The following is a 12,598-nucleotide window of genomic DNA, read 5'->3' on the forward strand; positions in this document are numbered from 1 at the left end:
ATCAAGCCGCCTACGCCTGCTGTCCCCCGCATCCTACGGCGGGCATCGTCGCAGGCTGCTGTGGGAGGATCACAGCACTCACAGGTACAACGTCGCACCCACAAGGAGCGTGCCCATGTCGTCGAATCCGGTCGCCGAGACCGTCGCCTCGTTGATGCCGAAGGCACGGGCGGAACTCAGCGAGCTGGTGGCGTTCAAGTCGGTGGCGGACTTCGACCAGTTCCCGCGCAGCGAGAGCGAAGGCGCCGCCCGCTGGGTCGCCGACGCGCTGCGCGGGGAGGGCTTCGAGGACGTGGCCCTGCTGGACACCCCTGACGGCACGCAGTCGGTGTACGGCCACCTGCCCGGACCCGAGGGCGCGAAGACGGTCCTGCTGTACGCCCACTACGACGTGCAGCCCCCGCTGGACGAGGCCGCTTGGACCACCCCGCCGTTCGAGCTGACCGAGCGCGACGGCCGCTGGTACGGGCGCGGCGCCGCCGACTGCAAGGGCGGCCTGATCATGCACCTGCTGGCGCTGCGCGCGCTCAAGGCGAACGGCGGCGTACCGGTGCACGTGAAGGTGATCGCCGAGGGCTCGGAGGAGATGGGCACGGGCGGTCTGGAGCGGTACGCCGAGGAACACCCCGACCTGCTGGCGGCCGACACCATCGTGATCGGCGACGCGGGCAACTTCCGCGTCGGGCTGCCGACGGTCACGACCACCCTGCGGGGCATGACCTCGGTGCGCGTGCAGATCGACACGCTCGAAGGCAACCTGCACTCCGGCCAGTTCGGCGGGGCCGCGCCGGACGCGCTCGGCGCGCTGATCCGCGTACTGGACTCGCTGCGCGCCGAGGACGGTTCGACGACGGTGGACGGGCTGACCGGCGAGTCGTCCTGGGAGGGGCTCCAGTACGAGGAGGCGCAGTTCCGCAAGGACGCCAAGGTCCTCGACGGCGTCGAGCTGCTCGGCTCCGGCACGGTCGCCGACCGCATCTGGGCGCGCCCGGCCGTCACGGTCCTCGGCATCGACTGCCCGCCGGTCGTCGGCGCCACCCCGTCGGTGCAGGCGAGCGCGCGTGCCCTGCTCAACCTGCGGGTGCCGCCGGGCGTGGACGCGGCCGACGCGACCAAGCTGCTCCAGGCCCACCTGGAGAACCACACGCCGTGGGGTGCCCGGGTGCGCATCGAGCAGGTCGGCCAGGGCCAGCCGTTCCGCGCCGACACGAGCAGCCCGGCGTACCAGGCCATGACGGACGCGATGGCGGTGGCCTACCCCGGCCAGGAGATGCAGTACGCCGGCCAGGGCGGCTCGATCCCGCTGTGCAACACCCTCGCCGCGCTCTACCCGAACGCGGAGATCCTCCTGATCGGCCTGAGCGAGCCGGAGGCGCAGATCCACGCCGTGAACGAGAGCGTGTCGCCGCAGGAGCTGGAGCGGATGTCGGTCGCCGAGGCGCTGTTCCTGCGCAATTTCGCGGCGAGTTGAGGGACGTCGCCCTGACGATGGGTGCATGACCCGCACCGAACGCCTCGCCGCCCACACCGACATCGCCACCTCGCTCGCGCTGCTCTGCGACAACGAGCTCGCGGGCCTCGTGGAGGCCGGCACTGCGCTCGGCACCGGGATCGGAGGGCGTTCGGCGCTGGTCGAGGTGGACGGCAGACGGGTGTTCGTGAAGCGGGTCCCGCTCACCGACGTCGAACTGCGGCCGGAGAACGTCCGCTCCACGGCGAACCTCCTCGGCCTGCCGACCTACTTCCACTACGGCATCGGCAGTCCGGGGTTCGGTGCCTGGCGCGAGCTCGCGGTGCACACCATGACGACCAACTGGGTCGTCTCCGGCCGGTTCCCGGGCTTCCCGTTGACCCACCACTGGCGGGTCCTGCCGCAGCCGCCGCAGCCCTTGTACGGCGAGCTGGCCGACGTGGAGCGGGCCGTCGCCTACTGGGGCGGCGGCCCGCCGGTGCGCGAGCGCCTCGAGCAGCTGCGGACGGCGTCCGCGAGCCTGACGCTCTTCCTTGAATACGTCCCGCACACGCTGCACGACTGGCTGGACGCCCGGGTGCGGACGGACGACGCCGACGCCGCGTGCGCCTTCGTGGAGAAGGAGCTCACGGCTGTCACCGACTTCCTGCGCGAGGTGCGCCTGCTGCACTTCGACGCCCACTTCCAGAACTTCCTCACCGACGGGCACCGGCTCTACCTCGCCGACTACGGACTCGCCCTCTCCGCCCGCTTCCCGCTCACCGCGCAGGAGCGGGGCTTCTTCGAGCGGCACCGGGACTACGACCGCGTCTACACGGCCTTCCACTACGTGAACTGGCTCGCGACCGCCCTGTACGGCCATGACCGGGACGGCCGCGAGGCCTTCGTGCGTGCCTGCGCCGACGGCGAGCCGGCCCGGGGGATCCCGCGGGCCGCCGCGGACATCATCGAGCGCAACGCGCCGCTCGCCGCTGTCATGGGGGACTTCGCCCGGCGGCTCCAGAACGAGAGCAGGCTGACCCCGTATCCGCACGACCAGCTTCAGGGCGCCGGAATGCCCGCCTCCAGGTAGTGCGCCGCCCCACGTTCCCGCGCCCGCAAAGCCCACCGCAGCCGCTCATAACGCACCGGCGGCAGCAGATCGGCGGCCTCCTCCTCGGTGACGAAGCGCCAGTCGCGCAACTCGGGGCCGGGCAGCAGGAGGCGTTCGGCCTCCTCGGAGTCGAGCTGACCGCCGTCGAAGAGCAGCCGCAGACCTCCGTAGCCGGGCGGTGAGGGCCGCTCCCAGTCGACGACGAGGAGACGCGGTACGTCCTCCAGCCGTATGCCCGTCTCCTCGGCGACCTCACGCATGCCCGCGCGCGCGGGTGCCTCGCCGCGCTCGACGACGCCGCCGGGGAACTCCCAGCCGGCCTTGTACGTGGGATCGACGAGCAGCACCCGGCCCTGCTCGTCGAAGAGGAGGACGCCCGCGGCGAGGGTCTCCGCGGTGGGCTCGGGCGTCTGCACGATGTCGCAGACGGGCACCGTACCGTCACCGACCGCCTCGGCGATGCGGACGGCCGTCTCGTACGGCGTCAGTCCGCTGTTGTCGACGGGGTGGGCGTCGGCGGTGAGCCAGGAGGCGAGTGCGGCGCGATACGGCTCTATGTGGTCGTACGACCACTGTCGGATCCGTATTTCGCCGTCGGGCAGGTCCGGCGGTATCTCCCGACCGGCTATGCGCTCCCGCAGGATCGTTTCCGCCGGGGCGAGAAGCACATGCTGGACGGTGATGCGGCGGGCGGCGAGGCCGCCGAAGATCTCGTCGCGGTACTCCTGGCGCAGCAGCGTCATGGGGATCACGAGGGTCCCGTCGAGCTCGGCGTGCAGTGCTGCAGCCGTGTCGATCACGAGACGGCGCCAGATCGGCAGATCCTGGAAGTCACCGACCTCGGTGAGGTGTTTGGGCGGAAGCAGGTGGGTGAGCGCTCCGCCGATGACCTCGGGGTCGAAGAGCGTGCTGTTCGGGATCAGCTCGATCAGTTCCCGTGCGGTGGTGGTCTTCCCCGCACCGAAAGCGCCGTTGATCCAGACGATCACGTTTCCCCCTCTTCTGTTGGCCCCCTGTGGCTTGCCCGCTCCACCCTGCCACGGAAACCAGCTCTCGTAGAGAGCGCAGGACAACGGCGCCGGAGCCCCTCGGTGCGGGGCAGCGGCGCCGTGCGGTCGACTCGGTGGGCTCGTCAGCCTTTCTTGCCGGGCTTCGAGTGCGGGGCGTCGTTCACGGCCCGGTCCGTCTCGCGGTTGATCGCCTTGCCGAAGGTGTCCAGCGCCTGGTCCACGTTGACCCCGGCGAGCTTGGTCGTACCGGTGGTGCCGAGGCCGCCGAGCTTCTTGCCGGTCATGTCCAGGCCGGCGGCCTTGATCTGACCACCGGTGGTGCCGGGCAGCCCGGCTGAAGGAGACCCGGTACCGGAGGTGCCGGGGTTCTCGACCGAGTGGGACGGAGTGACCGCCGCGACGACGAATCCGGTGGCCAGGGAGGCGATGGCGAGCATGCTGCGCTTCTTCATGGCCGGTTCAACTACGAAACGGCCCCGGAGTCACGCCCCGCCTCCGGACGAACCGGACAACGCAGCCGCCTCGGCCCCGGGCCGCTCCCGATCGCCGCGGCGCCGCCGTACGAGATCGTCGGCCGCTTCCGGCCAGCGGGCGAAGGCGAAGTCGAACCCCTCGGCGACCAGCCGGCCGGGGACGACCCGCCGGCTCTTCAGCAGGAGCTCGGTGTCCGAGCGCAGCGCGAAGGCGCCGAGCTCGGCCATCCACTTGGTCGCGGGCAGGCCCACGGGGACGCCCCAGGCGGAGCGCAGGGCCCGCATGAAGGCCCGCTGGGGCAGCGGCTCGGGAGCGGCGAGGTTCACCGGCCCGACGAGATCGTCCCGCTCGACCAGGAACTCGACCGCGCGCACGAAGTCCCGTTCGTGGATCCAGGAGACGTACTGTCCGCCGCCCGCCACGGGGCCGCCGAGGCCCAGCCTCGCCAGCCGTAGCAGGACGTCGAACACGCCGCCCCGATCAGGGCTCATCACCATCGCGGAACGCAGCGCGACCTTGCGGGTGTGCGGAGTGTCGGCCACCTCCTGCGCCCGCTCCCAGGCCCTGGCGATGTCCACGCTGTAGGACCAGTAGTCCGGCACCTCGGGCTCACTGCCGCCGATCACGCCGGTCGCCTCGTCGTTGGGGGCGTCGAAGCGGTGGGCATAGATGGTCGCCGTGCTCATCTGGAGCCAGACCCCGGGAGGCCGCTCGGCGTTCGCGATCGCCTCCCCCACGATCTCGGTGGAGTGCACCCGCGAATCCATCATGGCCTGCAAATTCGCCGGGGTGTAGCGGCAGCTGACACTGCGCCCGGCCAGGTTGATCACGACGTCGCTGCCGTCGATCTCCTCGGCCCACGGCCCCAGGTTCTTGCCGTCCCACTCGACCTCGCGCTCTCGCGTGGGCCGCCTGGTGAGGACGACGACCTCGTGGCCGGCCGCGCTCAGCGCACGGTTCAGGATCGCGCCCACCTGCCCGGTTCCTCCGGGAATCACTATCTTCATCGGCTCCCCCTCGGGTATGGAACGAGCCTAGCGCAGACTGTTGAACATGTTCAAAAATGCCTCGCGGGAATGCGCCGGAACACAGCTTCAGGTACAGACCACTTTCCAACACACTCCGACAGGTTCTACCGTGAGCGAACTATGACGCGTACATGCCGTCATCCCGCTTCGCAGGTTCGGAGGAACGTGACGATGCGTCACCTTCACACCCGCACAACCCGAAGAAGGCTGGTCGGAGCGCTCGCGGCCGGGCTGCTGTGTGCCACCGGACTCGCCGTCCCCGCGGCCACCGCGGCACCCGTCGCACCCGCCGTGGACGACGGCCTCGCGCTCACCCCGCCCATGGGCTTCAACAACTGGAACTCCACCCACTGCCGGGCGGAGTTCAACGAGTCCATGGTCAAGGGGATCGCGGACATCTTCGTCGAGAGGGGCCTCAAGGACGCCGGATACGAGTACGTCAACCTCGACGACTGCTGGGCGCTGCCCACCAGGGACGCCGGCGGCAAGCTCGTGCCCGACCCGGTCCGCTTCCCGGGCGGGATCAAGGCCGTCGCGGACTACGTCCACGCCAAGGGCCTGAAGCTCGGCATCTACACCAGCGCGGGCACGAAGACGTGCAACGACGCCGGATTCCCCGGCTCCCTCGGCCATGAGTACAGCGACGCCCAGCAGTTCGCGGACTGGGGCGTGGACTACCTCAAGTACGACAACTGCAACAACCAGGGCGTGGACGCCAAGCAGCGCTACACGACCATGCGCGACGCACTCAGGGCGACCGGCCGCCCGATCGTCTACAGCATCTGCGAATGGGGCGAGAACAAGCCCTGGGAATGGGCTGCCGACGTCGGCCATCTGTGGCGCACGACCGGTGACATCAGCGACAACTGGGGCTCGATGCTGTCGATCCTCAAGCAGAACCTGCCGCTCGCGCCGCACGCAGGCCCCGGCCGCTGGAACGACCCCGACATGCTGGAGGTCGGCAACGGCGGCATGACGGACACCGAGTACCGCTCGCACTTCTCGATGTGGTCGATCATGGCGGCACCGCTGCTCATCGGCTCCGACCTGCGCTCGGCCTCCGCGGAGACCTTCGAGATCCTGGGCAACCGCGAGGTCATCGCCGTCGACCAGGACCCGCTGGGCAAGCAGGGCACCGTCATCTCCTCCCAGGGCGGACGCTGGGTCGTCGCCAAGGAGATGCGGGACGGCAGCCGCGCGGTGGCGCTCTTCAACGAGTCCGGCACCGCCCAGCGCATCGGCACCAGCGCCGCGGCGGTCGGCCTGCCCGCCGCCGACGCCTACACGATGCGCGACCTGTGGCAGCACCGCAGCTACAACACCGCGGGCACGATCTCCGCGACCGTCCCCGCGCACGGCACGGTCCTCCTGCGCGTCTCCCCCGACGGCACGTGGGCCCAGCACCCGCCCGCCGTCGAACTCGGCCTGGAGGGCAGCCCGCTGGTCGAGGCAGGAAAGGCGGCCGGCCTCACGTCGACGGTCACCGACCTCGGGCGTACGCCGGCCAAGCACGTGTCCGTCACCCTGACCGGCCCTGAGGGCTGGTCCGTGAAGGCGACGTCCCCGACCACCTCGCCTACGCTCCCGACGGGCCGCTCCCTGCGCACCAAGTGGTCGCTCACACCACCGAAGGGAGCGCCGACCGGGTCGTACGGCCTCACCCTCAGGGCGAGTTACCGCTCACCGACCGGTGTCCGCGTCGACAGCGCGCTGCCGTTGACCGCGACCGTGGTGGCGCCACCACCCTCGGGGACGTCCGGACTCGGTGACCTTTCCTGGCTGTCGGCCACCAACGGATGGGGCCCCGTCGAACGCAACACGAGCAACGGCGAGAGCGGCGCCGGCGACGGCAACCCGATCACCATCGGCGCCGCGGTGTTCGGCACGGGGCTCGGCGTCCACGCCGAGAGCGCCGTCGAGTACTACGCGGGCGGCGCCTGCGAGACGGTGACCGCGCAGGTCGGAGTCGACGACGAGGAAGGCTCGGACGGCACCGTCGCCTTCGAGATCTGGGCGGACGGCACCAAGGCGGCCTCGACCGGAGTCCTCACCAACGCGATGCCGGCCCAGCCGATCACGGCCGACGTGAGCGGCGCCCAGGTCGTCCGGCTGGTCGCCACCGACGGCGGCGACGGCATCACGTCCGACCACGGGGACTGGGCGGAGGCACGCTTGAGCTGCTGAAGCCGGGGAGGCGGGGTGAGTGCGCAGCGGTCGGCCCGCTCACCCCTCGGTCCCGGCGGCCGATGAAGCCGATCCGGCGGTGGCCGTGGGCGACGCCGTCGCGGGCGCCGCGGTGGTTGTCGGCCAGGACGCAGTCGGCGTCGATCTTCCCCGCCGGACGGTCGATGAACACCGTGGGCGACGCCCGCCATGAGCTGCTGAAGCCTGGGAGGCGGGGTGAGTGCGCAGCGGTCGGCCCGCTCACCCCTCGATCCTTGCGACTGAACGTTCCTGCCCCAGTCGGACCTCACACCCCCGCCGCCGTCGTGTCCGCCTTCCGTGCGAGGGCGGCCGCGGCGGCGCCCACCAGGCCCGCGTCCGTGCCCATCTGGGCCGGCACGATCGTCAGGCGCTGGACGAAGGACAGGGTGGCGTAGTCGCTCAGCGCCTTGCGGAGCGGGTTGAAGAGAACGTCGCCCGCCTTGCCCACTCCCCCGCCGATCACCGCGATGTCGATCTCGACGAGAGTCGCGGTGGCCGCGATCCCGGCGGCCAGGGCCTGCGCCGCCCGCTCGAAGGAGGCCACGGCGACCGGATCGCCGTCCTGCGCGGCGGCGGCCACCGCGGCGGCGGACGTGTCGCCGTCCGGACCGGGACTCCAGCCGTTCTCGATCGCCCGCCTGGCGATGTTCGGACCGCTCGCGATGCGCTCCACACAGCCGCGCGAACCGCACGGGCACAGATCGCCGTCCAGATCGACGCTGATGTGGCCGATGTGGCCCGCGTTGCCGGTGGGGCCGGGGTGCAGCCGGCCGTTCAGCACCAGACCGCCGCCGACGCCCGTGGAGACGACCATGCAGAGCGCGTTGTCATGGCCGCGTGCGGCGCCCTGCCAGTGCTCGGCCGCCGTGATGGCGACCCCGTCGCCGATCAGCTCGACGGGCAGGCCGCCGGCCGCCTCCCGGACCCGCCGGACCAGCGGATAGTCGCGCCAGCCGGGCACGTTCACCGGGCTCACGGTGCCCGCCGAGGCGTCCACCGGGCCCGCGCTGCCGATACCGAGGGCCGTGGCGTGCCCCCACAGCGGCGATACGGTGAGCTCGCCGACGACCTCCTCGACGGCTCGCATCACCGTCTCGCCGTCCTCCCGCGCCGGCGTCGCGCGCTGGGCGCGGGCCACGATCGTGCCGTGGCCGTCCACCAGCGCTCCGGCGATCTTGGTGCCGCCGATGTCGAGCGCAGCCACGAGGTCGGTGTGCATCAGTGTCAGTTCTCCCCGTCAACCATTCGGAAACCCCGTCAACCACGGGAACTGGGCGAGCCGGTCTGGCGGTGGGGACGCAGGCCGGAGATTGCGGTGGACAGTGTCTCCTGGATCTGACAACGTTGTCCAGGCTCTATGCTCGACGCCACATCCTCATACAAACCCATGGACGACGCATCCCCGTGGACGCCGACAGGACAGGACACCGCATCGTGCCCGAGACCATCCGCCGATCCGACCGCGCTCCCGAGAACCGCTACGGCAACCGTCCCACCATGAAGGACGTTGCCGCGCGTGCCGGAGTCGGCCTGAAGACGGTCTCGCGCGTGGTCAACGGGGAACCCGGGGTCACCCCGGAGACCGAGCGTCGCGTCCAGGAGGCCATCGACGCGCTGGGCTTTCGCCGCAACGACAGTGCGCGGGTGCTGCGCAAGGGCCGTACGGCGAGCATCGGTCTGGTCCTGGAGGATCTCGCGGACCCCTTCTACGGCCCGCTGAGCCGCGCGGTCGAGGAGGTCGCGCGGGCGCACGGCGCGCTGCTCATCAACGGTTCCAGCGCCGAGGACCCGGACCGCGAGCAGGAGCTGGCGCTGGCGCTGTGCGCGCGGCGGGTGGACGGGCTGGTGATCATTCCGGCCGGTGACGACCACCGTTATCTGGAACCCGAGCTCAAGGCGGGCGTCGCCACGGTGTTCGTCGACCGTCCGGCGGGGAAGATCGACGCCGACTGCGTCCTGGCCGACAACCAGGGAGGCGCCCGCGACGGCGTCGCCCACCTCATCGCCCACGGCCACCGCCGGATCGGCTTCATCGGCGACATGCCCCGCATCCACACGGCCGCCGAGCGGCTGCGCGGTTACCGGGCCGCCATGGAGGACGCGGGTATACCGGTGGAGGGCTCCTGGATGTCCCTGGGCGTCACCGATCCGGTGCGGGTGCGCCGCGCGGCCGAGGAGATGCTCACCGGCCCGTCCCCCGTCACCGCGATCTTCACGGGCAACAACCGTGTGACGGTCACCGTGATCCGGGTCCTCGCCGAGCAGCCCCGCCCGGTCGCCCTGGTCGGCTTCGACGACATCGAACTCGCCGACCTGCTCCAGCCGGGCGTCACCGTCGTCGCCCAGGACGCCGCGGCCCTCGGCCGCACCGCCGCCGAGCGGCTCTTCCGCCAGTTGGACGGCACCCTGGTCACACCGGAGCGCATCGAGCTGCCGACGCGGCTGATCACCCGAGGTTCGGGCGAGCTGCGGCCGGAGGGCTGAGCCGCCGGACGACCGTGTCGCCGTAGGACGGAGAGGACCGATCGGCCCGTGGACGACGACCGCAGACTGAAGACGCTCGGCCTGGCGGACGCGCCGCGCGATCATCCCCTGCTCTACCCGGGCGCCTGGCCGTCGGACTCCGGGCTCCTCGTCGGGGACCGGCTGCTGCCCCTGGACCGCCTGCTGTACGACGACCGCGTGCCCGTCCTCGCCGTCGGCTCCAACGCCTGCCCCGGCCAACTGCGGCACAAGATGGACGAGTTCGGCATCGTCTCCCCCCTGCCCCTGGTGAAGGCACGGGTGACGGGCCTCGACGTGGGTGTCTCCGCACACGTGAGCCAGATGGGCTATGTGTCGGCGTCCCCCTTCCACGCCCCGGGACACGTACGGGAGTTGTTCCTCCTCTGGCTCGACGACGAGCAGCTCGCGGTGATCGACGCCAGCGAGGGGGTGCCGCTGCCGGACGGACACTACGGCCGGGCCTGGCTGCCGGAGCCCGACGTGCGGGTCGAACTGGCGGACGGCACCGCGCTCCCGGGCGCCTTCGCGTACGTCAACCGTCATGGCGTTCTTCACGACGGCACCGGTGCGCCGCGCACCCACCCCGGCCAGCGCGCCCTGCTCACCGAACTCCTCACGGGCTCGCCCCGGTTGAGGAAGCTCTTCGGTGCCACCCCGGAGGAGTTCTGCGCACGGGCACGGGCCGACGCCGGGCTGTGCGCGCGGGGCACGCTGGTGTTCGCGCAGGAGAAGCTGGTGACGGCCTCCGGGCTGGAGGCCCGTCTGCGGGTCAGGGGGAGCTGACGTCAGCAGACCGGCAGCCCGGGCACCGGCTCGTCGTTGTTGCCGCCCTCGATGTAGACGTCGCTGATGAAGACGTTGGCATTGCCGCTGTCGTCGTCCGTCTTGGCCCACCAGACGTTGGTCCACTCGCCGTACGTCTCACGGCGGCCCAGGTTCTGCTGGCAGTAGAAGTAGTTGGTGCCCGCGTTGAGGACGCCGACCTCGCTCCCCGAGGCGGTGTACGACTTGGCCTGCTTCCAGACCTTGCAGTTGTACTTGCCGCCGCCGATGGAAGTGCAGGACGGGGTCGGTGTGGTGCCGCCTCCCCCGCCTGTGGTGCCCCCGCCGCCGGTCGTACCTCCACCGCCGGTGGTACCGCCGTCGCCGGAACCGCCGCCCGTGGTACCCCCGTTGCTGCCGCCCCCGCCCGAGGTCTTGGTGGGGGCCGAGGTGGTGGGCCGGTCCGAGGGCTCGCTGCCGGCCGATCGGCTCGGGGACTTGGTCGCGCCGGGCGATTCCTTGTCGTCGTCCTTCTCGGTCAGGCCGGAGTCGCCCGAACGGTCCGCGTCGGGGCTGCCGCTCGCCCGCGCGGACGTGCCGTCCTGCGCGACGACGGACGACTCGCCCCCTGCCTCGGCCTTGGCGTCACCCTTGTTGTTCACCAGGGCGACGGTGACGCCGGCCGCCGCGAGGACGACGGTGACGGCCACGGCAGCGAGCAGGGCGCGGCCCTTGCGCCGGGAGGGCGCACGGGAGGAGGTGACCATCGGGTCTGTGGCATCCGCGTCGTGCGGCGGGGTGGGGCTGCCGAAGCCCGGCTGGTGCTGGGCGGACGGCCCCGGCACGGCGACGTACGGCGACATGGGCGGCTGCCCGGGGGCGCCGGGTCCCGGTGCGGCCGGGCCGCCGGAGTGACCGACGGCGCCGAAGCTCTGGCCGGGAGTCGCGGGGCCCTGCGCGCCTTGTCCGGGTGCCCCGAAGACCGGTGCCCCGGGAAGGTTGGAGGCGGGCACGCCCTGCCCGGGTGTGTCCCCGCCGTGCGCCTGGCCGGCGGCACCCGCCGCGGCCGTGGGCCCGAAGCCGGGCGGCACCGACGGGACACTGCGCTCCTTCTCGCCGGGCCCGGGGTCCGCCGGGCCCCGCAGCGCCGTCGTAGGCGCGTCGGTGCCGCCGGAGTCCGCGACCGCCTGCAGGAGTGCGCGTGCCGCGTCGGCCTCGGGCCGGGACTCGGGCCGCTTGTCCATCAGCTGCTGGAGGACGGGGCCGAGCGGGCCCGCGTTACCGGGCTCCGGCAGCGGCTCGGTGACGATCGCGGTGAGGGTGGAGAAGGTCGACGTACGGCGGAACGGAGCGGATCCCTCCACCGCCGCGTACAGCGTGGCACCCAGGGCCCAGACGTCCGAGGAGGCGCCCGGTTCGGCGCCCTGGGCGCGCTCGGGGGCCAAGTAGTCCAGGGAGCCGACCAGATGGCCGGTGCGGGTCAGATGGGTGGCCGAGCCGTCGCCCGGGTCCTCCATCGTGGCGATGCCGAAGTCGGTGAGTACGACCCGGCCGGAGCTCTCCAGCAGGATGTTTCCGGGCTTGACGTCACGGTGCAGGACGCCGGCGCGGTGGGCGGCGGCCAGCGCGTCCATGACCTTGGCGCCGATCCCGGCCGCTTCCCGCGCGTCGAGCGTGCCGCGCTCGCGCAACACGGCTTCCAGAGAGGGGCCGTCGACCAGTTCCATGACGATGAGCGGGCGTCCGTCGACCTCGGTGACGTCATGGATGGCCACGACTCCCGGATGCCGGACCCGGGCGGCCGCTCTGGCCTCGCGTTGCATTCGCAGCCGCAGATCCGCCAGTTCGGGCCCGTCGGCGTCCGAGTAGGTGCGCAGTTCCTTGACGGCGACCTCGCGGCCGAGGACCTCGTCGACGGCCCGCCAGACCACGCCCATGCCGCCGCGGCCCAGTTGGGCCACGACACGGTAGCGCCCCGCCAGCAGCCGGCCGGTCTCGTCAGACTGTCCGTTCTCCCCCGATGACACCGCTGCCCCGTTCCTGTGGCCCG

Annotated in this window: 10 protein-coding genes and 1 pseudogene; 5 read left to right on the forward strand and 6 right to left on the reverse strand. The window is 71.8% G+C overall.

The annotated features are described in order from the left end of the window. Positions 1-115 precede the first annotated feature (115 nt). Positions 116-1,471 carry a dipeptidase gene (locus OG254_RS06035; protein WP_405577987.1) on the forward strand — a complete coding sequence of 452 codons (1,356 nt, stop codon included), beginning with the start codon at positions 116-118 and terminating at the stop codon, positions 1,469-1,471. Between the two features lie 25 nt (positions 1,472-1,496). Next, complete coding sequence (locus OG254_RS06040) at positions 1,497-2,543, forward strand: protein kinase family protein (RefSeq protein WP_405577989.1); 1,047 nt, start codon at positions 1,497-1,499, stop codon at positions 2,541-2,543. Here OG254_RS06040 and OG254_RS06045 read toward each other — a convergent pair. The 3 genes from OG254_RS06045 to OG254_RS06055 form a co-directional block, all read right to left on the reverse strand. Continuing rightward, positions 2,513-3,553: an NUDIX domain-containing protein gene (locus OG254_RS06045; RefSeq protein ID WP_351201529.1), complete on the reverse strand. Its 1,041-nt coding sequence runs from the start codon at positions 3,551-3,553 to the stop codon at positions 2,513-2,515. The two genes, OG254_RS06040 and OG254_RS06045, sit on opposite strands and share 31 nt — an antisense overlap. A gap of 143 nt (positions 3,554-3,696) precedes the next feature. Then, positions 3,697-4,026, reverse strand: a complete 330-nt coding sequence (locus OG254_RS06050; protein WP_405595665.1) for a hypothetical protein — start codon at positions 4,024-4,026, stop codon at positions 3,697-3,699. 30 nt (positions 4,027-4,056) lie between these two features. Beyond that, positions 4,057-5,055 carry a TIGR01777 family oxidoreductase gene (locus OG254_RS06055; protein ID WP_405577992.1) on the reverse strand — a complete coding sequence of 333 codons (999 nt, stop codon included), beginning with the start codon at positions 5,053-5,055 and terminating at the stop codon, positions 4,057-4,059. A gap of 192 nt (positions 5,056-5,247) precedes the next feature. Between OG254_RS06055 and OG254_RS06060 the strand changes: the two genes are divergently transcribed. Beyond that, the gene (locus OG254_RS06060) at positions 5,248-7,260 is read left to right on the forward strand and encodes an NPCBM/NEW2 domain-containing protein (RefSeq protein WP_405577994.1); all 2,013 of its coding nucleotides are present in this window, start codon (positions 5,248-5,250) and stop codon (positions 7,258-7,260) included. Positions 7,261-7,306: 46 nt separating this feature from the next. Here the strand turns inward: OG254_RS06060 and OG254_RS06065 are convergent. Next, positions 7,307-7,435 (reverse strand): annotated as a pseudogene (locus OG254_RS06065) (LacI family transcriptional regulator); the annotation flags it as partial. Positions 7,436-7,546: 111 nt separating this feature from the next. Further along, entirely contained in the window at positions 7,547-8,500 is a 954-nt protein-coding gene (locus OG254_RS06070; protein WP_405577997.1) for an ROK family protein, read from the reverse strand. A 215-nt stretch (positions 8,501-8,715) separates the two neighbouring features. Between OG254_RS06070 and OG254_RS06075 the strand changes: the two genes are divergently transcribed. After that, complete coding sequence (locus OG254_RS06075; protein ID WP_405578000.1) at positions 8,716-9,765, forward strand: LacI family DNA-binding transcriptional regulator; 1,050 nt, start codon at positions 8,716-8,718, stop codon at positions 9,763-9,765. Between the two features lie 48 nt (positions 9,766-9,813). Then, positions 9,814-10,569: a hypothetical protein gene (locus OG254_RS06080; RefSeq protein WP_405578003.1), complete on the forward strand. Its 756-nt coding sequence runs from the start codon at positions 9,814-9,816 to the stop codon at positions 10,567-10,569. A 2-nt stretch (positions 10,570-10,571) separates the two neighbouring features. On the opposite strand, the gene OG254_RS06085 is transcribed toward OG254_RS06080, so the two are convergent. Beyond that, the gene (locus tag OG254_RS06085; RefSeq protein WP_405578005.1) at positions 10,572-12,575 is read right to left on the reverse strand and encodes a protein kinase domain-containing protein; all 2,004 of its coding nucleotides are present in this window, start codon (positions 12,573-12,575) and stop codon (positions 10,572-10,574) included. Between the last annotated feature and the right edge of the window lie 23 nt (positions 12,576-12,598).

The organism is Streptomyces sp. NBC_01092 (assembly GCF_045039535.1).
Lineage (GTDB): Bacteria > Actinomycetota > Actinomycetes > Streptomycetales > Streptomycetaceae > Streptomyces.

Bases quoted from the DNA above. Each gene is read 5' to 3' on its own strand.
- OG254_RS06050 (WP_405595665.1), bottom strand. From the start codon at position 4,026: ATGAAGAAGCGCAGCATGCTCGCCATCGCCTCCCTGGCCACCGGATTC.
- OG254_RS06070 (WP_405577997.1), bottom strand. From the start codon at position 8,500: ATGCACACCGACCTCGTGGCTGCGCTCGACATCGGCGGCACCAAGATC.
- OG254_RS06040 (WP_405577989.1), top strand. From the start codon at position 1,497: ATGACCCGCACCGAACGCCTCGCCGCCCACACCGACATCGCCACCTCG.
- OG254_RS06060 (WP_405577994.1), top strand. From the start codon at position 5,248: ATGCGTCACCTTCACACCCGCACAACCCGAAGAAGGCTGGTCGGAGCG.
- OG254_RS06055 (WP_405577992.1), bottom strand. From the start codon at position 5,055: ATGAAGATAGTGATTCCCGGAGGAACCGGGCAGGTGGGCGCGATCCTG.
- OG254_RS06035 (WP_405577987.1), top strand. From the start codon at position 116: ATGTCGTCGAATCCGGTCGCCGAGACCGTCGCCTCGTTGATGCCGAAG.